The sequence below is a fragment of the Tsukamurella sp. PLM1 genome, from assembly GCF_023168325.1.
In the GTDB taxonomy this organism is placed as follows: domain Bacteria; phylum Actinomycetota; class Actinomycetes; order Mycobacteriales; family Mycobacteriaceae; genus Tsukamurella.
The window spans coordinates 1240942-1265640 of record NZ_AP025688.1 but is presented as its reverse complement, the minus strand read 5'-3'; the positions used below and the strand labels follow the sequence as shown (position 1 = coordinate 1265640).

Annotated in this window: 9 protein-coding genes and 3 pseudogenes; 6 read left to right on the top strand and 6 right to left on the bottom strand. The window is 72.1% G+C overall.

Features of this window, described 5'->3' with window-relative positions:
- Nucleotides 1-140 precede the first annotated feature (140 nt).
- The 4 genes and pseudogenes from MTP03_RS06650 (at nucleotide 141) to MTP03_RS06635 (ending at nucleotide 2572) form a co-directional block, all read left to right on the top strand.
- On the top strand, nucleotides 141-446 hold the full coding sequence (locus MTP03_RS06650; RefSeq protein WP_248491271.1) for a hypothetical protein: 306 nt from the start codon (nucleotides 141-143) through the stop codon (nucleotides 444-446).
- Complete coding sequence (locus MTP03_RS06645) at nucleotides 443-1285, top strand: M20/M25/M40 family metallo-hydrolase (protein ID WP_371820907.1); 843 nt, start codon at nucleotides 443-445, stop codon at nucleotides 1283-1285. The genes MTP03_RS06650 and MTP03_RS06645 overlap by 4 nt, the downstream gene beginning before the upstream one ends.
- Nucleotides 1282-1701 (top strand): annotated as a pseudogene (locus tag MTP03_RS06640) (MFS transporter); the annotation flags it as partial. The gene MTP03_RS06645 and the pseudogene MTP03_RS06640, both read left to right, overlap by 4 nt.
- A gap of 94 nt (nucleotides 1702-1795) precedes the next feature.
- Nucleotides 1796-2572: an MFS transporter gene (locus tag MTP03_RS06635; protein WP_248491270.1), complete on the top strand. Its 777-nt coding sequence runs from the start codon at nucleotides 1796-1798 to the stop codon at nucleotides 2570-2572.
- Between the two features lie 66 nt (nucleotides 2573-2638).
- Here MTP03_RS06635 and MTP03_RS06630 read toward each other — a convergent pair whose 3' ends face one another.
- The 3 genes and pseudogenes from MTP03_RS06630 to MTP03_RS06620 all read right to left on the bottom strand — a co-directional run bounded on the left by MTP03_RS06630 (nucleotide 2639) and on the right by MTP03_RS06620 (nucleotide 17890).
- Nucleotides 2639-8113 carry a carboxyl transferase domain-containing protein gene (locus MTP03_RS06630; protein WP_248491269.1) on the bottom strand — a complete coding sequence of 1825 codons (5475 nt, stop codon included), beginning with the start codon at nucleotides 8111-8113 and terminating at the stop codon, nucleotides 2639-2641.
- 67 nt (nucleotides 8114-8180) lie between these two features.
- Nucleotides 8181-8564, bottom strand: coding sequence for a holo-ACP synthase (locus MTP03_RS06625; RefSeq protein WP_248491268.1), 384 nt, complete (start codon nucleotides 8562-8564; stop codon nucleotides 8181-8183).
- Between the two features lie 18 nt (nucleotides 8565-8582).
- Nucleotides 8583-17890 (bottom strand): annotated as a pseudogene (locus MTP03_RS06620) (fatty acid synthase subunit beta domain-containing protein).
- Between the two features lie 307 nt (nucleotides 17891-18197).
- On the opposite strand from MTP03_RS06620, the gene MTP03_RS06615 reads away from it, so the two are divergent.
- Nucleotides 18198-19145 carry an NAD-dependent deacylase gene (locus MTP03_RS06615; protein WP_371820906.1) on the top strand — a complete coding sequence of 316 codons (948 nt, stop codon included), beginning with the start codon at nucleotides 18198-18200 and terminating at the stop codon, nucleotides 19143-19145.
- Nucleotides 19146-19409: 264 nt separating this feature from the next.
- Here the strand turns inward: MTP03_RS06615 and MTP03_RS06605 are convergent, their stop codons facing one another.
- Complete coding sequence (locus MTP03_RS06605; protein ID WP_248491265.1) at nucleotides 19410-20309, bottom strand: hypothetical protein; 900 nt, start codon at nucleotides 20307-20309, stop codon at nucleotides 19410-19412.
- 78 nt (nucleotides 20310-20387) lie between these two features.
- Here MTP03_RS06605 and MTP03_RS06600 point away from each other — a divergent pair.
- Nucleotides 20388-21191, top strand: a pseudogene (locus MTP03_RS06600) (shikimate 5-dehydrogenase); the annotation flags it as partial.
- 30 nt (nucleotides 21192-21221) lie between these two features.
- On the opposite strand, the gene MTP03_RS06595 reads toward MTP03_RS06600, so the two are convergent.
- Nucleotides 21222-22388, bottom strand: coding sequence for an AAA domain-containing protein (locus MTP03_RS06595; RefSeq protein WP_248491264.1), 1167 nt, complete (start codon nucleotides 22386-22388; stop codon nucleotides 21222-21224).
- Nucleotides 22357-24576, bottom strand: a complete 2220-nt coding sequence (locus tag MTP03_RS06590; protein WP_248492068.1) for an AAA domain-containing protein — start codon at nucleotides 24574-24576, stop codon at nucleotides 22357-22359. Before MTP03_RS06590 ends, MTP03_RS06595 begins: the two co-directional genes overlap by 32 nt.
- Between the last annotated feature and the right edge of the window lie 123 nt (nucleotides 24577-24699).

Genomic DNA, 24699 nt, shown 5'->3' with positions numbered 1-24699 from the left:
TCTGAGATCTGAAGCACAGTGCGATTGTCGACGCAGGCCGCGACGAGTTCAAGTCCCGGCTCGCCACTGAGGCCCGCTCCAACCAGTTAGAAGACATGTCGATAGCACGAACAACCACACCGGTCCCCACGAACCGTACGGTGGACTGGGTCAGCCGACTGATCGGATTCGATACCACCAGCCGCAACAGCAACCTCCCCCTCATCGAGGTCGTCACCGACCACGCCCGCGGACTCGGCCTCGACCCGGTGGTGATCCCGAATGCGGCGGGGACCAAGGCGAACCTCCTCCTGACCGTCCCCGCAGCTGATGGCTCCCGCGCGGGCGGCGTGGTCCTCTCCGGTCACACCGACGTGGTCCCGGTCGACGGTCAGCCCTGGAGCTCGACCCTTTCGCGGCGGAGATCCGCGACGGTCGCCTGTACGGGCGCGGCAGCTGTGACATGAAGGGCTTCGTCGGTACCGTACTGGCGAAGCTGCCCGAGTTCGTTGCGACCGACCTGCGCGAACCCATCCACATCGCGCTGTCCTACGACGAGGAGGTCGGCTGCGCCGGTGTCGGATCCCTCGTCGAGCACATGGTCCGGACCGGGATCGCGCCGCGGGCGTGCATCGTCGGTGAGCCGACGACGATGGAGGTCGTGCGCGGACACAAGGCCATCACCCTGTTGCGTGTGAGCCTGCACGGCGTCGCCTCGCACTCGTCTCTCACCCCGAACGGCGTCAACGCCGTCGAATACGCCGCCGAGCTCGTGCGCTTCGCCCGTGCCATCGCCGACCAGTTCCGGGTCGACGGGCCGTACGACGAGGCCTACGAGGTGCCTTTCACCACCGCATCGGTCAACCAGATCGCGGGCGGGATCGCGGTCAACACCGTGCCCGCCGACTGCACGCTGAGCCTGGAGTTCCGGTCCATCGGCGCGGTCGACGTCGCAGCGACAGTCGACCTGTTCCGCGCGGAGATCGCTCGCATCGAGACCGCCATGAAGGCGGAGAATCCCGCCGCGTCCGTCGAACTCGAGATCGTTGCTTCGGCACCCGGCTTGGACACCCCCCGCAGCGCCGGCGTGGTCGACGCCGCCGCCGGCTGGGGCGGCATCCCCAGTAACACGAAGGTGACGTACGCGACCGAGGCCGGGCTCTTCCAGGCCGCCGGCATTCCCACGGTGGTGTGCGGCCCCGGTGACATGACCCAGGGCCACGCCCCGGACGAGTTCATCGCACTTGAGCAGCTCGCGTTGTGCGAGGTCTTCCTCGACGAGCTGCTGGCGGAGGTGCGTTCATGACCGCGACCACGGGCGCATCGCCCAGCCCCCAGGTGACTCCCGAACGGCTGAAGGCAGCTCGGAAGGCCGTGATCAGCAGTTCGATCGGTGCCGCGCTGGAATGGTTCGACATCATCGTCTACGCCTCCTTCGCGGTGGTGATCTCGAAGAACTTCTTCCCGAGTGACGACGAGAGCCTGGGACTGATCCTCACGTTCGCGACGTTCGCGATCTCTTACCTGGTGCGCCCCATCGGCGGCACCCTGATCGGCGCGTACGCCGACAAGCACGGTCGTAAGAACGCGCTGACGCTCACGTTCGGCCTCATGGTCGTGGGCACCCTGATCATGGCGGTCGCACCGACCTACGCCACGGTCGGCGTGTGGGGTGCTCTGATCATCCTGCTCTCCCGAGTCATCCAGGGCATCTCCGCCGGCGGCGAGTTCGGCGCGTCCACCACCTTCCTGGTGGAGACCGCGCCACATCGCAAGGCCTACTACGCGTCCTGGCAGGTCGCGAGCCAGGGCCTCGATGATGTTGGCATCGGCGTTCGGCTACGTGCTGTTCAAGGCGCTCACCACCGAGCAGCTGTACACGTGGGGGTGGCGGATCCCGTTCTTCGTCGGCCTGCTCATCGGCCCCGTCGGACTGTACATCCGGTCCAAGCTGTCCGAGCCCGAGGAGTTCGTGACCGCGAAGAAGGAGTCCTCCCCCATCCGGTCCGCGCTCACCGAGCACCTCGGCCGCATCCTCACCGGCATCGCCTGCGTCGGGCTGGGCACGATCTCCGTCTACCTGATCCTGTACATGCCCACCTACGCGGTCAAGAGCCTGCAGGTGCCCGCCGCGGCGGCGTACCTGGGCGGAATCGTCGCCGGTGCGGTCGGCCTCGTCGGTGTTCCGTTCGTCGGCAGACTGGCGGACCGGGTGGGACCCGCCAAGATCATGACCTTCGCGGCCGCTGCCGCGATCGTGGTCATCGTGCCCCTGATGCAGTTGGTCATCGGCAGGCCGACCGTCACGAGCTTCGTCGTGGTCATCGCGCTACTCGGGGGGATCATGGCGTTCTACTTCGGCTGCCTGCCTGCGATGCTCAGTGACCTCTTCCCGCAGCAGATCCGAGGTACCGGCATTTCGATCGCGTACAACGTGGGCGTGAGCTCGCTGGGCGGCATCGCCCCGCTGGTGATCACCTGGCTGATCCAGCAGACGGGGTCGAAGACCGCCCCCGGCTTCTACTACATGGCCGTGGCCACGCTGTCGCTGGTCGGGCTGTACTTCGCCCGCAAGGTCTACCGGGCGCGCTGATCTCAGCCGGTCCGGACGCACGCAGGCACCGTCGGGATTCCCGACGGTGCCCTGCGTGTGTCAGCCCTACAGTGCGGCCTCGATCACCGAGATGATCTTCGGGCGCAGGTCGGCGGCGGCGATGATCTCGTCGACCGAGCCCACCTCGACGGCGCGGCGGATGCTGTGCACCGCGTCGAACTCGGAGGCGACCTCGCCCAGCTTCTCGGCGCGGACCGAGCCGCGGGCCTCGTCGAGCTCCGCGACCAGCGCGGCGCGCTCCGAGCCGCTCGCCGCGGCGAGCCGCTGCTCGAGCAGGCGGACCCGCTTGTCGTCGCTGGTGCGGGCGTTGACCTCGCCCGAGAACACTACCGCCGCGGCGGGTGCACCGCCGAGCACCGAGGCGAACGAGCCTTCGATCGCCAGCACCGTCATGTTCGGGTTCAGCTGCTTGCTGAACACCACGAACGCGCCGCCGTGGTACCGCGAGATCACGCAGAACACGATGGGGCCCTCGAAATTGACGATCGCGCGGCCGATCTCGGCGCCGTACTCCAGCTGGAGCTTGCGCAGCGACTCCGGCGAACCGTCGAAGCCCGAGAGGTTGGCCAGCACCACCAGCGGGCGGTTGTCGCTCGCGGCATTGATCGCCCGCGCGGCCTTCTTCGACGACTGCGGGAACAGCGTGCCGGCCGTGTAGGTGTCCGGACCGTCCGTGGCGGGGAAGCCAAGGCGCGGCACGGACTTCGACTCGATGCCCAGCAGGCACACCGGGATGCCGCCGATGTGCACGTCCTGCACGACCGCGGTCTCGGCGTCGGCCATGCCGGCCCAGCGCTCGAGGACCTCGTGGTCCTGATCGGACAGCGCGCGCATCACGGTGCGAATGTCGAAGGGCTTCTTGCGGTCCGGGTTCTTCTCCGCGGAGAAGATGTCGCCGACCGTGGTGAAGTCGCTGTCGGCGAGCACGTGCGGGAAGGCCGTGATGTCGCGGTCCGACGGGTCCGTGGTCGCGGCCCGCCGCGGCGCCTGCTCCCCCGGCGCGATGTACGTGTGCGCGTAGTGCTCCATCAGGATGGTGTGCGCGCCCATGAGATCCGCCGCCCAGTACTGCGCCTGGCCGTTGGGTCCCATGATGCGGTCGTAACCGCCGATGCCGAAGTTGTCCTCGGCCGACACGCCGCCGGAGAAGTCCAGGGACTGCTTGCCGGTGAGCACCATCGCCGACTCCGGGGTCATGATCAGCACGCCCTTGGTGTGCATGAGCATCGTGGCCTCGGCGTTCCAGTACGGCTGCGCGCCCACGTTGATGCCGGCGGAGACGATGTTGATCTCGCCGCCCTGCTGCGTGAACTCGACGATCTTCTTCAGCGCCGCGGCCACCCAGTCCATGTTCTCGGTGCCCGAGTCCATGGAGATGCGGGCGCCGGCCGACAGGGCGTACCACTCGACGGGCAGTTCCATCCGGTGCGCGAGGTCGATCGCGGCCCCGATCCGGCGGCACTCGGCCTCGGCGAGCGCGCCCAGCGACTTGGTCGGATCGCCCAGCAGCAGAACGCGCTTGACGCCCTCGGGATACAGATCGGTGGCGGTGGAGATGACGCCGACCACGATTCCCGCGGTGTTGCGGCCCTTCGGCCGGTCGGTGGGCACCAGCACGTCGGCGATGTCGCCCTCCGCCAGCTCGTACTCGACGAAATCGCCCAGCACGCTCGTCAACTCGTACGGGTACACCGTGTTGCGGCTCGCGGCCCGCAGGACCTTCTGCCGGTAGCCGTCGATGGGCTCGACGACGTCGGCGCCGTCGTCGGTCGGCTCGGTGATGTGCATCTCGGCGCGACCGGTGGGGCTGAACGACAGCCGCACTTCGGTCTTGACCAGCGCGCCGGTCTCCGCGTCGCGGCGCCGCCCGATGAGCAGCACCTCCTCGAGGCCCGCGCCCACGGAGGTGGCCTCGATGTGCGCGGCGAGGGCCTGGAGTTCCGCGTCGGTGAGATCCACCGGCGGCCAGATGTACATGACGATCCGGTTCGTCGGGAGCCGCTTGGCGTTCGCCCGGTGAGCCTGCGCCCGACGGATCGAATCGACGCAGGTCGCGAGCGCGATCTCCGCGGTCGGCAGAGCGACCATGCGCCCCTTGTCGTCCCGCACCGCCGCGAGGTCGCGGACCTGGGCGAAGGCGACCAGCCGGTCGTCCGCCGGATTGTCCTTGGCCACCGCGCGGTACAGGTACACCTCCTCGTCGTCCGACGAGGTGAGACGCGTCAGGTCGAACCGACGCAGGCGCTCCAACTGCATGCGCTGCGCGATGTACGGGTGCAGGCCGCGGATCAGGCGGTCCTCGGCCACGCCGTTGGCCCCGGCCCGGAACGTGAAGTGGTGGTGCATGACCGCGCCGCCGCTGCCCGCGACGGTGATGGTCACGCGGCGCACCTGCGACGGGAGGGGGTGCGCCGACAGGACGCTGTCGAACGACGCGACCATCTCGTCCTGGTCCTCGGGCTGCTGCTCCCAGCTCAGGTACACGTCCGCGTCCACGGACGCGGCGCCGTCGGCCACCTTCGCCAGGCTCGCGACCGCGTCTCCGAGGCCGTCGTACGCGACCGCGGCCGAGGCGAGCAGGGCACCGTCGCGCTCGGCGACGACCCAGGAGATGCCCGAGTCGGCACCGTCGACGGCCTCGACCCGCACTTCGGACAGACCCTTGTTGCCGTAGTAACGGCGCGTGAGCACTTCCAGCATCACCGGGTTGTCCTGTGCGGAACCGGCCGCCAGGCGCTCGCCGAGCAGGAGCACCAGCGGCTCGGTGCTGCGCACCATCTCCGCGATCCGCTCGGAACGGTCGGCCGCCGTGGGGTTCTCGTCCAGGTAGCGCAGGTGCTCGCGCACCGACGAGTAGACGCCCTCGCGGTTGCCGAGCAGCAGCGGCTGCCCGAACCAGGCGAACACCACACCGCGCGCGACGTCGGCGATCACGGGGTACCGCGACTGGGTCGCGTCGATCAGGCGCTCGAGCACGGCGCGCGCGTCGGCGCCCTGCTCGCCCGTAGGAACCGGCTCCCGCAGCCACTTGCGCAGCAGGGCGGTGATCACCCGCACGCCCACCTTGGGTCGCTGTTGCGCGAGGAACACGCGGAAGACCGCGGACTCGAGTTCGGGCGTCCGGTCCAGCTCCGTCACACCGTAGTGGCCGAGCGCGGCCGCCAGCTTGGCGCGGTACGAATCGGGCAGGCCGGCGCGATCGGCGTCCAGGCTGCGCAGGTAGGTGTGGAAGTGCTCGCGCGGACTGTGCACCTCGTCGTCGCCCCCGACGGGACGCCGCAGGCCCAGCTCCGCCAGGTCGGCGAACACGCCGGCAAGGGTGAGCTCCTCGGCGGCCGGGGCCGCGCCCTCGAGCTCGGCGGCCACGCGGTCCACGAGATACTCGTCGAGGAGGCGGCTCTCGTCCGCGGGATCGACGTCGTAGCCCAGCAGCTGGCTGCGCAGCGCGTCTCGGCCGGCGGCCGCACGCTCGACGGCACCGACCTTCGCGGGCTCGGCGGGCAGGTCGATCGGGCCGGCCGCGGCGCCGGCCGCGGCGTCGTCGCCGTCGCCGAGGGGCTCAAGGCGCAGCAGCGGCGCGCCCGCCTCGACCTGGCTACCGACGGTGACCGCGCTCTCCTTCAGGCGCGCGGCGAACGGCGCGCGCAACACCGTCTCCATCTTCATGGACTCCAGGACCAGGATCGGCGCGCCGGCCTCGACCTCGTCGCCCACCGCCAGCGGCACGGCGACCACGAGAGCCGGTGCGGGCGAACGCACCACGCCGCCCTCGTCACGGCTGACGCGGTGCGTGACGCCGTCGACGTCGACCACGTGAACGGGGCCGTGCGTGCCCGTGGTGAGGCGGTAGCGCACACCGTTGACCACGGCCTGGCCGGTGTGCCGGTCGAAGCGCTCCAGATCGACATCGGCGGAACGGCTCTCGGCCCCGGTCTCGATGACCAGCCGGAAGCGGTGCGCGCCGGTGCGCGCCACCCGCACCCGGTAACTCGCGCCGCGCAGCTTGAAGTCGAGCGGGGTGCCGCTCTCGTGCTGCACCTGCGGCCGGCCGCCGGATGCGGTGGTGAGCAGGCGGGTCAGCTCTGTGCGCTCCTCGTCCTCGTACGCGTCGATCGCGGCGGACGCGAGCGCGACGGAGGTGTGCCGGTCGGCCACCAGGCGGCCCTCGCCGCGGACGCGGTCGATCCAGCCGGTGTCCGCGCTGCCGTCGATGACCTCGGGCTGGTTCAGCAGGTCGAGCACGAAGCTCTTGTTCGTCGCGCCGCCCTCGATGATCACGCGGGTCTCGTTCATGGCGCGGCGAAGGCGGCCGAGCGCCTGCTCCCGGTCGCTGCCATAGGCGATGACCTTCGCGATCATCGAATCGAAATCGGCGGGGATGGTGTCGCCCTGCGAGACGCCCGTGTCGATGCGGATACCCGGGCCGGCGGGGAGGTCCAGCAGCGCGATCCGGCCGGGGGCGGGCGCGAAGTCCCGGTCCGGGTCCTCGGCGTTGAGGCGGGCCTCGACGGCGTGCCCGCGCTCGGCCGGACGCGCACCGTCGAGCTTGCCGCCGGAGGCCACGTGCAGCTGCGCACGGACCAGGTCGAAGTCGTTGGTGACCTCGGTGATGGGGTGCTCCACCTGGAGGCGGGTGTTCACCTCGAGGAAGGCCAGCAGGTCGTCGCCCGGGTGGTAGAGGAACTCGACGGTGGCGGCGCCGCAATAGCCGACGCGCACGGCCAGCCGCTCCGCGGACTCCTTGAGGCGGGTGACCTGCTCGTCGCCGAGCACCGGCGACGCCGACTCCTCGATGACCTTCTGGTTGCGGCGCTGTACCGAACAGTCGCGCACGCCCAGCGCCCACGCGGTCTCGCCGTCGGAGATGACCTGGACCTCGACGTGCCGCGCGCCGGTGACCAGGCGCTCGAGGAACACGACGCCGCTGCCGAAGGCGCGCTCGGCCTCCTCACGGGTGCGCAGGTAGGCGTCCTCGAGGTCGGCGTCGGAGGCGACCATGCGGATGCCGCGCCCGCCGCCGCCGGCGGTGGCCTTGAGCATCAGCGGGTAGCCGATGTCCTTCGCCTTGTCCTTGGCGTCCTCGAGGGTCTCGACGGGGCCGCGGCTCCACGGCGCGACCGGGACTCCCACTTCCTCTGCGATGAGCTTGGCCCCGATCTTGTCGCCCAGCTGCCGCATGGCGTCGGCGCTCGGGCCGACGAACGTCACGCCCACCTCGGCGCACTTCTCCGCGAACACGGGGTCCTCGGCGACGAATCCCCAGCCGACCCACGCCGCGTCGGCGCCGGTCTCCTGCAGCGCGCGGCCGAGCAGCTCGTAGTTCAGGTACGGCCGTGCCGCTGCGGGCCCGAGGTCGTACGCGATGTCGGCCTCACGCACGAACGTCGCCGTGCGGTCGACGTCGGTGTAGAGGGCCACGGTCTCGATCTGCTGCCCGGTCTCTGCGGCCAAGTCGCGGACGGCATGGATGAGGCGCATCGCGGCCTCGCCCCGGTTCACGATGGCGATTCGGCTGAACACTCGCTTGTTCCCTTTCGGCTCTAACAGGTGCGATCGACTCCCGCCCGTGGGCGAGAACGTCACGCTCTTAAGTTCTCTCGATCACCGCGACTGCCGCCGCCGTATCACCGTCGTGGGTGAGTGACACATGTATTGTCGCCCCCGGCCCGAGGTCGTCGGCGATCCGCCCGTGGACCCGCACCGCCGGCCGTCCCCACGCATCGGAGACGACCTCCACCTCCCGCGCCCCGACCTCCTTCTCGGCGGGCCGCTGCGCGTAGAAGCCCGACGAGAACGCCTTGAACACCGCCTCCTTGGCCGCCCACCGGGCGGCCAAGGAACGGACGTCGCCGGCGGCGTCCCGTCGCTCCGCCGGGCTGAACGACGAGAGCATCGTCGTCCCGGGCTGCGCGAGCTGCTCCGCGAACCCGGGCACGTGCACCACGTCGATCCCGACTCCCACCACGGCCATGGCGGGCAGCCTAGCGGGCTACCGGCATCCGTCGGCGCAGTACGTGCCGTCGGGACCGAGCCGGGTGTCGTCGTCCAGCAGCAACGCGGCCTCACTGCGGTCCGTCGCGTCCGAGGAGGCGTCCGCGCCGAAGCGGCGGCCGCCGGCGGCTTGCGGTACAGCTCCGACCGGCCGCACATGGCGGAGAGCACCGCCCGCTGACCCGCGACCTCGCGCTCACGCGCCGCCGCCAGGTAGGCCGCCCGCGCCTGCGCGTCCAGCGACGCGAGGAACGCGTCGCGGTGGACGACCGCGATCAGGCCGGACACGTGACCGAAGCCCAGCGACGTGAGCAGGCCCGCCTTCGGCCGGAAGCTGCCGTCGAACCGGTGGGTCTCGCGCAGCCACACCAGGTGCGGGTACTTGCGCATCTCGTCGTCCACGCAGTCGAGGCTGCGGTTCGGCGGGACCACCTGATCGTTGAGCATCTGGCACATGCCGATGAGCTGGAACGCCGCGGCGCCGCCCTTGGCGTGGCCGGTGAGCGACTTCTGCGACACCACGAACATCGGGGCGCCCTCGGAGCGGCCGATCGACGCGGCGATGCGCTCGTGCAGGTTCGCCTCGTTGGGGTCGTTCGCGTTGGTCGACGTGTCGTGCTTGCTGATGATCGACACGTCGTCGGCCGCCACACCCAGCTGCCGCAGGCTACGGGCGATCGGCGCCTCGGGGCCGCCGGCGGCGACCGAGAGCGCGCCCATGCCGGGGGCCGGGATCGAGGTGTGCACGCCGTCGCCGAAGCTCTGCGCCCAGGCCACCACACCGAGGACCGGCAGGCCCATCTGCGCCGCGACGTCGCCGCGGGCCAGGAGGACGGTGCCGCCGCCCTGCGCTTCGACGAAGCCGGACCGGCGCCGGTCGTTGGCCCGCGAGAAGCGGCGCGGGTCGATGCCCTTGGCCAGCATCTTCTCGCTGTCGGCGGTGGCCTGCATCATGCCGAACCCGGTGATGCCCTCGATCGACAGGTCGTCGAAGCCGCCGGTGACCGCGAACAGGGCCTTGCCGACCTTGATCTTGTCGACGCCCTCCTCCACCGACACCGCCGCCGTCGCACAGGCCGCGACCGGGTGGATCATGGCGCCGTAGCTGCCCACGTAGCTCTGGACCACGTGCGCGGCGACGACGTTCGGCAGGGCCTCCTGCAGGATGTCGTTCTGGTTCGGCTCACCCAGCAGGGTGTTGATGAACAGGTCGCGCATCGAGCTCATTCCGCCCATGCCCGTGCCCTGCGTGTTGGCCACGTGCGCCGGGTGCACGTACTGCATCAGCTCGGCCGGCTCGAAGCCCGCGGAGATGAACGCGTCGACGGTGGCGACGAGGTTCCACAGCGCCAGCCGGTCGACCGACTCCATCATCTCGGGCGTGACACCCCAGTGCGTGGGATCGAAGCCGTCCGGCACCTGGCCACCCACGCTGCGCAGCAGCTTGGTGCGGCGGGGTACGCGGACCTCGGTGCCCGCCTTGCGGGTCACCTGCCACTCGCCCGACTCGAGCGCCGTCGCGACGGTGTTCCCGGCGTCGGCGTCGACGAACGCACGGGCCTCGGCCTCGTTCGCCACGACGAACGTCATATCGTCGGGGAGGAACACCGAGACCAGCAGCGGCGCGGTCTGATCGACGATGTCGCCGTCGTCGCTGAACTCGCGGATGCCGCACCGCTCGACCACGGCGTCGTGGTACTTGTCGGCGAGCTCCGCCTCGGGCACCAACTCGCCCGACTCGGCGTCGTACCAGCCCGGCTCCGGATCGTTCTCCCAGGTGATCATGCCGGTCACCCAGGCGAGCTCGGCGACGCCGGCCGCCGACAGCCGCTCGTCGACCTCCATCTCGAAGCGGGTGCGCGAGCTGCCGTAGGGGCCCACCTCGCCCGCGCCCACGATGACCACCATGTCCTCCGGCCGCGCGTCGACGGTGCCCCACTCGGGCTCGGCGAGCGTGGCCACCGGCGCGCCGGGGAGCGCCGCGATGGTGCCCTCGTCCTCGGCCTCCGCGGCCTCGGCGAGCCGGGCCTCCATGGCCTGCTCGGCGAGCGCCTTCATGTCCAGGTTCACGCCGCCCAGGCCGCCGGTGAGATCGGCGTACAGCGGCGCCTGCTCGGCGCGCTCGCGGGCCTCCGCGCTCGCGTTGAGGAGCAGCTGATCTGCCATCTCGAACGTCGACCAGGTGCGCACGCCCTCGGCCTCGACGGCCTCGACCAGCGGGTCGTTCCCGCCCATGAGGCCCGTGCCGCGGACCCAGCCGATGATCGCGTGGGCCAGCGTGACCCGGTCCGACCAGGACTTCTCGGCGTTCCACTTGGCGATGATCGCGTCGAGCGCCGCCTTGGACTCGCCGTAGGCGCCGTCGCCGCCGAACATGCCGCGGTTCGGCGAGCCGGGGAGCACGACGTGCAGCTTCGACGCCAGGTCGACGTCCTTGCCGATCGCGGCCAAGCCGGCGATGAGCCGCTCGACCGACCACAGCAGGATCTTCATCTCCAGCTCGGCGCGCGGCCCGGCGTCGGACATGTCGCCCGAGACGCGGGGGGCCGCGAACGGGAACAGCATCGACGGGACCAGGGCCTCCTTGTGGACCACGGTGTAGGGGCCCACCGTCTCGGCCTGCCGCTCGCCGATCCAGTCGACGAGGGCGTCGACGTCCGCGTAGCTCGACATGTTGGCGGGGACGACCCAGAGCGCCGCGTCCGTGCGGGCACTCGTGCGGTAGAGCTCCTTGAAGAAGTTCAGGCGCTTCTCGTCGAGCCGGCTCGTCGTCGCGATGACGGTGGCGCCGCCGGCCAGCAGTCGCCCGGCGACCGCCGCCGCGATCGACCCGGCCGAGGCGCCGGTGACCACGGCGACCTCGCCGGCGTAGACGCCCGGCTCAGGGGTCGACTCGGCGAGCTCCGCCAGGAACTTGTAGGCCGCGGCGTGCTCGTTCCGGCCGGCGTCGGTCGCCTTGCGCTCCCACCAGCGGGCCTGGTCGAGCAGCGCCTTGCCGGCGCCCTTCGCGGTCTCCAGGATGTGCTTGCTGTAGGTCGGGAAGGTCGCGGGGTCCATGTTCCAGACGCGGAGCAGGTCCTCGCGAGCGCTGGCCCACCGGTCGTCGAGGAGGACGGCCTTGTTGGCGTCGAACGCCGGCGCCACCGCGGTGGCCCAGTCGTCGCCCAGCTCGGTCGCGATCAGCGCGGCCAGCCGCTCCGGCTCGTCGTCGAGTTCGGGCAGCCCACTCGCGGCCGACTCGAGGCCGAGCTTGGCGAGCAGCACTCGCGCGGCCGACGCGAGCGCGCCGTCCTCACCCGTGATCGCGGAGGTGAACTCCGCGAGCGCGGCGGCGTCCACGGTGGCGCCGCCGCCACCGCCGCCGGCCGAGGGCTTGCCCACGGGCACGCCCTGCGCGGCGCCGACCTCGGCGACCGCGCGGTCGATGAGGGCGTCGAGCGCCGCGGTGTTGGAGACGGGGCCGTCGAGCAGCGTCGCCAGGTCGCCGCCGCGGACCGAGGCCCCCTCGCGGGTGCCGGTGGCCAGCGCCAGCACGGTGTGCTGTGCCCATCCCGGGCCCAGCTCCCAGGTGCCGGTGACGTACTCGGTGATGTAGTTCGGGCGCTTGCCAGTGGACCCCAGCAGCTTGCGCAACTGGTTGCCCACGGTCTCGCTGAGCACGGGGCCGAGCGGCTTGTACGTTCGCGCCAGCTTGGTGACGGTGCCGGCCAGCGTCGGCAGGTCGGCCTCCGCGGCACCGTCGATCGCGCCGAGGTTGAGCTCCGAGCCCAGGTCCAGCAGCAGCTGGTTGCGGCGCGAGCTCACGCCGTCGCACAGCGTCTCGATCGTGTCGGTCTTCTCCAGCTGGTCCGGACGCATCTTGGTCCAGATCGCGATCATGGCGCGCGTGGCGTCCGCGGCGTCGAACCCGAGGTCGGCCGGGCGCGGGCCGCCCGACGGTGCCGCGGGCGCGGCCGCCGGCACGGGCGCGGCGGGCGCGGCGGGCGCGGCCGACGGTGCCGCCGCCTCGGGCGCGTCGACAGCGTCGTCGCCCGCGTCCTCGACGTCCTCGTCGGTCGCGAACACCTTCGCCGCGTCGCGCTCGGCGTTGAGCACCGTCGCGGCCGCGCGCTGGTACGAGGCCAGGGCCAGGGTGCGGCTGGCGAGGTTGGCGAGCGTCGGGGCGGACGCGAGGCCCACCTCGATGAACCGCTCGACACCCAGGCCGCCGTGGTCGGTGTCGATGAGCAGCTGATCCTGCGTCTCGATCCACCGCACGGGGCTGGCGAACTGCCAGGCCAGCAGCTCGATGAGCAGGGTGCGGGCGGTGGCCATGAGCTCCGCGGGGGCAGTGGCGCGATCCCAATCGGCGACCGGGCGCGCACCGGCTCGCTGGGGACCACGTCGAGGATGGAGACTGCGAAATCGGCCGTCAGCTCGAACGGGCGGGCCACCAGGTTCGGCAGGTACTTGCCGACGAGCTTGGTGTAGTCGAACTCGGCGGGCACCAGCTCCTGCAGGCGCGCGGCGAACTCCGGCACGCCGGCGCGCAGCACCGACGAGTGGAACGGGATGTCGATGCCCGGAACCTGCTGGAACGCCTTGGGGCTGCCGGTGCGCTCGGCGATCGCGCGCTCCAGGGCCGCCAGACCGGCGGTGTTGCCGACGACCACGTACTGCGCGCCGCGCAGGTTGAGGTTCACGATCTCGGCGAACTCGTCGGCCCCCTCGAGGTTGCCCTCGACCCAGTTGGTGAGGTCGGCGTCGTCGACCTCGAACAGCTCGGGACGGATCGCGGCCATGGCGTACGGGCTGCGGCCGTCCTCGTCGCGCGGGACCAGCGTCTGCATGATGCGGCCACGGTGGAACACCGTCTCGAGGATCGTGCCCAGCGGCAACACGCCGGCGGACGCAAGCGCGTTGTACTCGCCCACCGAATGGCCGGCGATGATCGGATCGTCCACGCGGGCACCGATCTCGGTGAGCTCGGCGAGCTGCGCGCACGCGACCGTCGCCATGGCGACCTGCGTGAACTCGGTCAGGTAGAGGACACCGTCGGGATGGGTGTAGACAGTGCCGTTCGCGCGGATCGAGAGCGGGTTGTCGCGGACGACGGCGAGGATGGAGAAACCCAGCTTCTCGCGGGTGTGCGCGTCGGCGGCGTCCCAGATCTCGCGGGCGGCCTTGCTGCGCGAGCGCTGCGCGAGGCCCATGCCCTTGCCCTGGATGCCCTGGCCCGGGAACACGTACGCGGTGACCGCCGGGAACGCGACGGCCGTCGCGGCCATCACCAGGTCGTCACCGACCTTCGCGGTGACCTCGAGCAGCTCGCCGCCGCGGTCGATACCCACGCGCTCGACGGTGAACTGCACCTCGTCGCCCGGCAAAACCATGCCCAGGAAGCGGGTGGTCCAGCCGCGGATCTTGCGGTGCATGACGTCGCCGTTCGAGGCGGACGCGACCTGCTGCGCGGCGGCCGAGAGCCACATGCCGTGGACGATCGGGCCGGGCAGGCCGGCGAGGCTCGCGGCGACCTGGCTGGTGTGGATCGGGTTGAAGTCGCCCGAGACGGCGGCGAAGCCGCTCATGTCCTGCGGCGCCTGCACGACCGCCTGGCGCACGCGCTTGCGCGGCGTCTCGGTGGCGGTCTCGCCGCGGGCGCCGCCGGCGGCCACGGGATCGGCCAGCTCGGCCGAGCCGGTGCGGCCGCGGATCGCGAAGCGCTCGGTCATCGTGACGGCGGGCGCGTCGGCGCCCGGGCTGCGCACGTCGATGCCGATGGTGACCACGGTGCCGACATCGGTCGCGGTCACGTCCTCCAAGCGCGCGGTGGCGCGGTAGGCGCCGGGCGTCGGGTTGGTCGCGAGCTCGATAGCGTGATCGAGGTGCACCAGGTCGAGCATGCCCTCGACGACGGGGCGGCCCTCGTCGGTGGTGGCGGCGCCGACGACGGCGAAGGACGCCGGCCAGCAGAGGCCGACGAACGCGTCCGGCACGGCCAGCTGCTCGTCGCCGTACAGCGCCGAGAGGCCGGTGGGGAGGCTGTCGGCGGTGATCGCGGCGTGGTCGGCCGCGTCGTTGGCCGTGAACTCGAAGTCGATGGTGGCCGTAGCCGCCCCGTTCTCACCGGTCACCTGCGGAAGGTCGCCGGCCGCGGCGAGCGCCACCAGCTTCGACATCGCCGCGCTCGCCTCGCCGAGCTCGATGACGGGGACGCCGCCGTCGGCACAACTGTCCGGGACCTGGATCGGGATGACCAGCTCGGTCCCCGACACCGGAATGTCCAGGCGGACCGCGTTCGGTCCGGTGGCCGTCAGGCGGGCGCCCGTCTGCGGCTGCAGCACGGCGTCGTCGCCGTCGGCGACCCAGGTGCTGCCCGCGCCGAGCCGCGCGATGGGGCTGTGCACCAGACGCCCGGCCCACAGCACGTTGGTGGCGGCGAGCGCCCGGGCCAGCGCGACGGACGCGACGCCCGGCACCACGCGGCGGCCGGCGACGGGCTCGGCGACGTCGCCGGCGCCCTGCCGGCGACGCACCAGCTCGGCCTCGAACCGGTTCAGCAGATCGCCGACCGGCTCGTCGACGCGGGTGATGCCCGCGACGGCCTCGGGGCCGGGGATGATGCACACCTCGTCGGCGGAGTAGCGCGGCGAGTGGGCCTGCCACAGCGAGTCGGAGCGCCACCAGCGGCGGACGTCCTTGTCGACGACGGGCACGAAGTTCACGGGCTTGCCCGGGGTGCGGCACAGCGAGACGAAGAACGGGACGTCGGCCGGGTGCAGCCGGGTCGACGACGCCTCCGGGTGCCGCTGCAGCAGCTGATCGAGGGCGGCGTACGCGTCGTCGGTGGCACTGACGTCGGCGAAGGCCGTCTCGATGGGGCCGCGGTCCTCCGCCGCCAGGCGGGCCTCGGCGCGGTGCAGCATCGCCAGGAAACGGTCCTGGTGCGTGATGTCCAGCCAGCCGTAGTCGCCGAACCGCGCGGGATCCGCCGCGGCGACCTGCTCGCGGGTGCCGACGGACAGCTCGAGGTAGCGCTCGAGCCACTGCGCGTAGGTCATGGTGTCGACGTCGCCGAAGAACGGCTTGGCGGTACCGGCCATCGCGGCGACGATTTCGTCGCGCCGCTCGGCCACGGCATCGCCGTCGCCGGCTACCTCGTCGAGCAGGCGACCGCAGGCCGACGCGGTGTTGTCGATCTCGTGGATGTCGGCGCCCAGCTGGCTGCGGCCCGACGCCATGCCGCCGCCCGCGTGCCCCGCGCCGATCCAGTCCGGGGTGCCGGGGATCTCGGCGAGCAGGCGCTTGACGTCGTCCGAGGTGGTGGCCTCGAGCGTGGCCATCGCGGCGGTGCCGACCAGGATGCCGTCGACCGGCATCGCGGGGGCGCCGTGCTTGCGCGACCACTCGCCGGACAGGTAGTCGGCGGCGAGTTCCGGCGTGCCGATGCCGCCGCCGACCGCGAGGACGACGTTGTTGCGGTCGCGGAGTTCGGCGTAGGTGGCGAGCAGCAGCTCGTCGAGGTCCTCCCACGAGTGGTGGCCGCCGGCCTTACCGCCCTCGACGTGGACGATCACGGGGAACTGCGGGACCTCGGCGGCGATGCGCGCGACCTGGCGGATCTGCTCGACGGTGCCCGGCTTGAACGCGACGTGCCGCATGCCCGCCTCGGTGAGCTCCTCGACCAGCGCCGTGGCCTCCTCCAGCTCGGGGATGCCGGCGGTGATGATCACGCCGTCGAGCGGGGCACCGCGGCGCGGGCCTTCTGCACGATGCGCTTGCCGCCGAGCTGCAGCTTCCACAGGTACGGGTCGAGGAAGAGCGAGTTGAACTGCGCGGCGCGGCCGGGCTCGAGCAGCGAGATCAGCTTCTCGACGTTCTCGGCGAAGATCGGCTCGGTCACCTGCCCACCGCCGGCCAGCTCGGCCCAGTGGCCCGCATTGGCGGCCGCGGCCACGATGCCGGGATCGACGGTGGTGGGCGTCATGCCCGCCAGCAGGATGGGGCTGCGGCCGGTGAGCTCGGTGAACCGCGTCGACAGCACCGTGCGGCCGTCGGGCAGCTCGACCAGACGCGGCGAGAACTCCGACCACGCCAGCGGCAGCTCGGGCACTCCGCCGGGCGAGAACAGGTTGCGGGCGCCGCGCAGCGTGGTGGCCGGCACGAGGCCCACGCCGCGGCCGCGCGCGGGGCCGCCGACAGCTTGGTGGCGATGTCCTCGGGGCCGAGGTCGATCAGCCAGCGGGCGCCCTTGGCGATGGCCGACTCGACGTCGGCGACCCAGTCCACGGGCTCGACCAGGACCGCGGCGGCGAGGCGGGCGGCGGTCTCGGCGTCGAGGCCGCACCGTTCGGCCCATTCGGCGACGAGCGCGACGCCGTCGGCGAGCGCCGGGTGGTGGAACCCGATGTCGACGGCCACGTCCTCGAACCGGGGTGCGAACGCGGCGCCGCCGGTGAGCTTCTCCTTGCGCTCGGCCTCCTCCGTCTCGGCGACCGACTCGCAGAACTCGCGGAAGCCCGCCAAGAGCTTCGGGGTGCCGGTGAGCACGAACGAGCTGCGGTTGTTGCGGACGGCGAGCACGGGACCGCACGCGTCGAACGCGACGGTGGCCGTGAAGTCGCCGAGCAGCGCCTCCAGCTTGTCCTGGCGGACGCCGGACACGGACATCATGGGGGTGGCGCCGCCGAGGGCGACGAGGCCGCGGCGGCGGGCGACCACGCGGCCGGCAGCACCGATCAGACGCGCGATCGCGAGCAGGTCGCCCTCGCTGCCGCGCGAGGCGAAGGCGGAGACGGCGAGCTGCCCCTGGGAGTGGCCGATGGCCGCGACCGGCGGCACGTCCCACGGGTCCAGGCCCTGCGCCTCGAGCCCGTACAGGGCCACGAGCTGGCTGAACAGGACGCCGGGCACCGAGAAGACGGCACCGTCGACCTGCGGGGCGAGCGCGCGCCGCGAGCCGGGCGCGGGAGCGGCGTCCTCGCCCTCCTCATCGGGGGTCTCGGCCTCGGAGGCCGCGATGGAGGCGTCGCGCCACCGCATCGGGTCGAAGGTCAGGGCCTGCGCGCGGAGCAGCTCGGCGCGGACCGGCTCGAGCGCCTCATCGGCGCGGGCGACGAAGCCGTCGAACAGCTCGCGGTACTCGGGATCGTCGGCCAGGCCGGTCTGCTCGAGCAGCGAGACGAGGCCGGGTAGCCACGGGCCGCCCTGCCCGCCGAAGGTGAGTGCGTACTGCTCCCCCGCCGCCAACCTGTCCACGAGAGCGTCGTTGCTCCGCGGGTTCTTCGCGGTGCGTGCGTTCGCGGTGACGAAATCGTCGACAGTCATGTATCTCCTCGATCAGCTCGCTGCGCGCCGGATTCACGGCACGTCCGCGGCAGGCCCGCGGAAAACCCGCATTCCATGAGACCACAGGATTCGCGATGCCTCTGACGTGCGCAGATGTAACCAGTGGGTATACCGGCGAGTAGGTTGGGAATATCGATTCACGGGTGTATTCGAACGCCAATACACGCGTGAATCAGCGCAGGTACACCCGCACGTGATCGCAATCACGGATGTTTCCCGCGAGTAGCAGTTGTTATCGAATCGTTACCTTCCCCATCGCCGCCGCGCGGCTCGGTAGGCTGAGCCGATGCAGCCCGGAATGCACCCTTCCGATCGCCCTGCCGCAGTCCCGGTCCCCGCCGCGATCACCGAGCTCATCGGCTCCGCCGAGTCCGTCGCCGTTCTCACCGGGGCGGGCATGAGCAAGGAGTCGGGGATCGCCACCTTCCGCGAGGCGCAGACGGGGCTGTGGGAGCAGTACGCACCCGAGGAGATCGCGTCGGTCGACGGCTGGGCGCGCGACAACGCGCTGGTCTGGGGCTGGTACCAGTGGCGCGCGCACGTCGCGCGCCGCGCCGAGCCCAACGACGGGCACATCGCCCTCGCGGAGCTCGCGGGAAGCCGGACCGTCTCCGTGGTCACCCAGAACGTGGACGACCTCCACGAGCGCGCGGGCTCCCGCGTGATCTCCCATCTCCACGGCAGCCTGTTCGCACCGCGCTGCGAACACTGCGGCACCCCGTACCTCGGCTCGGACGCCTTCCTCCCCGACGATGCCGACGCCTCCCCGGAACTGCGCACCTCGCCGCCCACGTGCATGCACTGCCTGTCGCTCGTCCGCCCGGGCATCGTGTGGTTCGGCGAGCCCCTGCCCCTGGACGCGTGGGGCCGCGCCGAGGCCTCGGTACTCACTGCCGACGCGGTCCTGGTGGTCGGCACCTCGGGCATCGTCTACCCCGCAGCCCGCCTCCCCGAGACCGCCCTCGCTGCCGGGATCCCCGTGATCGAGATCAACCCCGAGCGCACCCCCGAGCGCCGCCGCCTCGGCGCACTGGAGCGCCACAGCGGCGACCGCGCTCCCCGCCCTGGTGGCCGCGATCAACGCGGGCGCGGCGCGCCCCTGACCGGCGCGTCCGGGCGCGAATCCGACCGCGGGTCCGGCGCACCGTCGGTCCGCCACTGGCCGATGACGCCCGGGCCGACCAGGGGCAGTTCGCCGACCAGCTCCTCCCCGTTGCGCTTGTCGATCAGGTAGGCGGGCACCCGGTGCCGGCCGTCGCCCTGGCCGCGCTGCCCGGCCGCTCCGGCGGGCGGCATCCCGTACGGCCCCGAGGTGGGCCGTGCCCCCGTCTGCGTGACCGGGCCGGGGCCGCCGCCGCCCGAGGCGCGCAGCGCGGCGGCGTCCTGCCGCAGCCCCAGCGGCGACGCGGTCCGGCCCCCTCGGGGACGCGCACCCCGCCCCCGACTCCCCCACTCGAGGTCCGCACCGCCGGGGTGCCCGGGAGGGAGGCCGCCGGCATCAGCAGCGAGCCCGACGGTGCGCCCTCGGTCGCGGCGGGATCGTCGAGGCCGGTCGCACCGGTCTCCTCCGCTCCTCCCGGCGCCTGCCCGGCCCGCCGCTCGGCGCGGCGCCGCCTCCCGTGCCCGCCCCGGCGGTCCCGGCACCCGCCGGCGATCCCGACTCGCCGCCGGTCCGGGTACCGGATCCCGCACCGTCCTCGGTGCCCGTGCCCGTGCCCGTGGAGCCCGTGCCCGCGTCGGTCCTCGCGCCCACCCCACCGTCCGGCACGTCGACCGCGCCGGTCGGGTCCGCCCCGGACCCGACCGGCGTCCCCGGACCCCCGACCGGCTGCGACGGCCCCGCGTCCGCCTCCGGGGACTCGACGGTGCCGCTCCGGTCCCGGCGCACCAGCGGCGGGCCGACTCCCACGAACGAGACCAGCTGCCCGGCCTCGCTGAGCGGCATCGCGGACGCCGAGGACTTCACCGGCGCGGTGTAGGTCCGGCCGAGCTCCGCGGCGAGGGCGGCGCGCTGGGTGGCGCCGCCCGACGTGGTCTCGCCGCGGGGCGGGTCGGGCAGTTCGCCGAACCGGCTCTTCGTCGACGACGCCGTGCTCGACAGCGATTGCACTCGACCGACCAGCTGCGTCACCGCAGCCCCCGTCTCGTACGACTGCGCCGCGTACTGGCCGATCACCGCGTACGAGCCGTCCTGCGCCTCGCCCTGCCACCGGGTGCCGATGGCGGCCGCGTCCCGTTCCAACTCGGCGATGCTGTCTGCCAGCTTCTCCCCCGCCGTGGCTATGGCGCGCGCATCGGCCGCGACCCCCGACGACGAGAGGGCGCGCGCGAACGCTCGCACCTCCCCGGTCGACCAGCCGGTGAAGTCCGTCGCGTCGACGTTGCGAAAGTCCGCCATACCAATTGGACGCACCAGGACGGCCCGCGGTTCCCGATCCGACGGATTACGCTGACGGGGGTGACTGACACGATCGCCATGCCGAACCGGGACACCGTCCTGTGCATCTCCCTGTCGGGCCGTCCCAGCAACATCGGGACCCGGTTCCACAACTTCCTGTACCGCGAGCTCGGGCTCGACTACCTCTACAAGGCATTCAGCACGACCGACCTGCCGGCCGCGATCGCCGGGGTCCGGGGCCTCGGGATCCGCGGCTGCGCGGTGTCGATGCCGTTCAAGGAGGCGGTGATCGAATTGATCGACGTCATGGAGCCCTCCGCCTCCGCGATCGACTCGGTGAACACGATCGTCAACGACGAGGGGGTGCTGCGCGCGTACAACACCGATTACGCGGCCGTCGCTTCGCTGCTCACCGCGAACTCCGTCGACCCGGCGCTGCCGGCCGCGGTGACCGGCGCGGGCGGGATGGCCAAGGCCGTCGTGGCCGCGCTCCGCGACCACGGCTGCACCGACGTCACCGTCGTCGCCCGCAACGCCGCCACCGGCGCGGCGCTCGCCGGCCAGTACGGCTTCCGACACGCGTCCACCCCGCCCGACGGCACCCGGGTCCTCGTCAACGCCACTCCCGTCGGCATGGCCGGCGGGCCGGCCGCCGACGACCTGGCGTTCGGTGCACCGCTGATCGAGGCCGCCGACACGGTGTTCGACGTGGTCGCGATGCCGCCCGAGACACCCCTGGTGCGCGCGGGCCGCGCCGCGGGCGCGAAGGTCATCACCGGCGCCGAGGTGATCGCGCTGCAGGCCGCCGAACAGTTCGTGCTCTACACCGGCGTCACACCCGACCCCGAGCTCGTGCGCCGCGCCTCGGAGTACTCACGGTCCTGCCCTTCGGGCGCTGCTCAACGTGGGCGGCTACTCCGTGTCGATGTCGAGCCCCACGGGCTCCCAGAGCTCCACGGAGCCGTCGTCGGCGCGCTCGCCGACGGTGAGCGCGCGCTGCAGGGTGAGCGGCGCGACGCCGCGGCGATCGAGGGCCTTGAGAACCACCGACATGGCGGCGTCGGCGTCGGTGAGGAACACCGACTCGCGCACGCGCACGAACTCCCACCCGCAGCGCCGCAGCTCCCGCTCGCGCTCGATGTCGGACCGGGCCTGCTCGGGCGTCGATGCGAAGTCCGCGCTGTCGCACTCCACCGCGAGACGCCCCTGCTCCCCCGTCACGACCAGGTCGATGACGCGGTTGTTCACCGTCACCTTGGGGTTCACGTGGTAGCCCATGTCGCGCAGGCGCGCGAACACCTGCTGCTCGAAGAGGGTGTCGAACGGCTCGACGCGGCGGTCCACGGGGACGTCCGGCGGCATCGGCTGCGCCACCTCGACGTCGGCGCGCGTGACGTAGCGCAGCAACGATGCCCGCAGGTCGGCCGGCTTGAGGTCCTGCTCGTCCACCGAGGTGAACAGCCACATCTGGTCCCGGGCGCGGGACGCCGCCACGTTGAACCGCCGCTGGAAGTCACGCCCCGTCAGCGCGCGGAAGCGGTAGCCGGGCGCGATCACCATCGACAGCAGCACCACGTCCCGCTCGTCGCCCTGGAAGTCGGGCGGCGTGCCGACCCGCAGCCGCCGCGCGTCCCACTCGTCGGGGTCGATCGCCTCGCGCAGCCGGCGGTACAACTCATCGACCTCGCCCTGCCCCTGCAGCACGATCACGCCGAATGTGCGACCGGCGTACAGCGGATCGGCGAAACACCGCGCCAATTGGTCGACGATCGCCTGCGCCTCGGCGGGGTTGCTGATCCGCGCCCCCTCGCCCGCGACCTTCGCCTTCGGCACGTGCGTCACCCGCAGGGGTACCGGGCGATCGGCGCCGTAGTGGCGCACCGGGATCAGCGGCGCGTCGCTGTAGAACTGCCGGGAGCTGAAGTCGATGATCTCGGGCATGCACCGGAAGTGCTCGCGCAGCCGCACCGTGTGCCCGAACCTCGTGCGCAGCAGGGTGAACAGGCTCGACCGCGGGGTCAGCGAGTCCCGCAGGTACGGCGGGATGTCAGGCAGCTGCGCGTCGAGTCGCGCGAACACATCGTCGAGGCCGACACCGGTGAACGGCAGGGGCGCACTGATTCTCGTCGCCCACCACGATCACGCGCGGGGCGAGCCACAGCAGGAACGAGCTGGTGATGTCGGCCTGGCTCGCCTCGTCGACGATCACGACGTCGAAGGCGTTGCGGCTGGGCGAGATCGAGGCGACCACCTGCGAGATCGGCATGATCCACGCCGGGACGGCGGACTGGGCCTGCCGCATCGCCTCGCGCGCGGCCACACGGAACCGCTCGGCGTGCCGGCCCGAGCCGCGGCCGACCGACGAGACGTGATCGCGGTAGGCGTGCAACGCCTGGATCTCGTCGAACGTCATGCGGCGCAGGCACTGCCGCCACGCGCTCGCCGTGGCGATCCGGGTCGTAATGGGCCACGTCCTGCTCGGCGGCCTGCAGGTCGGCCTCCAGCTGGGCGTCCTCGCCCGGATGGACGCGCTGGGCTGCCCACGCGACGGCGCGCCGCCACGACCACGCGGCGGCGATCTCGGCACGCGCGCGTCCCAGACGGGGTCGTCCGCCGTGCGGGCCACGAGGTCGAACAGCGCGGGCGCCTTGGTCCGCAGTCGCAGGGCGAGCAGGTCGAGCGCGCCGCGGTCGTCGCGCTCTGCACGAGCCGCGTCCCACGCCCGGCGCGCGTCGCGGATGGGCGCGAACTTGTACTGGCGCAGCGCCGCGACCATCGCGTCGCCCTCCGGCGACGGTCCGCGTTCGACGATCTCCTGCACGCGCACGCGCGCCGCGTCCAGCCGACTGTGGGCCTCGCGCGCGCCCGCCGCGGCGGAGATCGCGACGACCTGCTTCGCGACCCGTTCGGTCTCGGCGAGGTCCTTCGGGCGGGGTGAATGCTCGGACAGCTGCTGCAGGGCGACGACGAGGCTGTCCCGCTCGGTCACGAGCCGGACCACGGTACGCGCGCGCAGCAGCTGATCGGCGGCCTGACTGAGCCGTTCACTGCGGCTGCGGGTCGCGGTCCGACCGGTCGGGTCGGTGGCGGGGGCCTCCATGCCCAGCGCGCGCAGCACGTCACCCACGCGACCGATCGCGTCCTCGACTCGCAGGTGCTCGGACGCGGCGGTCAGGTGCGCAGCCGTCGCGCCCTCGGCACCGTCGACCTCGATGCCGAGGCCCGTGGCCTCGAACGTCTTCTGCTCCGGCTTGCGGAACCGCCGGCGCGGCTCGTTCCCCGCACCGAGATGGCGCGCGTAGTCGGCGATCGCGGCGCGATCGTCCGCGTCGGGGGTGTCGCTGAGCTGCACCGCGACTCCGGCGAGACCGGAATCGAGCTCCTGCGCTGTCGTGATCTCCGACTCGAGACCCACCAACTGGGCGGCCAGGTGCGCGCGGTCGCCGATGAGCATGTCCTCGGCCAACAGCTGCGCCGACGGCGGGTAGCGGCGTACGCGGTCGACCAGTTCGGTGATCACCTCGGCGCGCGCCCGGATCACGGCCAGACGGTCCGCGTCCACCCCGCCGAGGACGTGGGCGAGGGCACCGTCGCTCGAACCGTCCCCGAGAGGGGATCCGGCGAGCGTCGCGCAGAGCTCCTCGATCCCGTCGATCTCCGGGACCTCGACCGACAGGTCGGGAAGGTTGTGCGCAAGCCGGCGCGAGAACCGCTCGTCGTTGCGCCGCAGCAGAGCGATGAGGCGGTCGAACTCGCGGGTGTCGAGCGGAGGCACCGCACCGTCGACGGGACCGGGCAGCCACGAGTAGCGCTCGGCGTCCCGTCGGACCTGCATGACGATCTGGGCGGGCTTTCCGGAATAGGCGGAGGTCACCCAGTCGGAGTCGTCCGTCTCCGCGGAGCGCAGCGCCCACACGCGGCGCAGCAGGTCCTCGCGGTGCGCGATCGCCCGGTCGCGCTTGGCGCGCAGGTCGCGCAGCTCTGCGTCGGCGAGCGCCTCGGAATAGGTTGACTTGCGGGTCGCGATCTCGGTGACGGACGCGGCGAGCGACGCCGAACCGTCCTTGGTGACGTCGGTGACGGACACGACGAGCTGGCGCAGTTCCGGCGGCAGCTTGTCCTCGAGCACCGCCAGCGCCTGGGCCTTCTCGGACACCACGAGCACGCGCTGTCCCTTCGCGAGCAGCGCCGAGAGCAGGTTCGCGATGGTGTGGGTCTTGCCGGTGCCGGGCGGCCCCTCGACCACGACACCCGAATCGGCACCCATGTGCGCCAGGATGTCGCGCTGCTCGACATTGGACGGCAGCACGTAGTAGGCCTCGTCCAGCAGGTCCAGCGGGCTGATCGCGCCGTCGGCCGCCAGGCTCCGCAGCCGTTCGTCGGAGCTCAC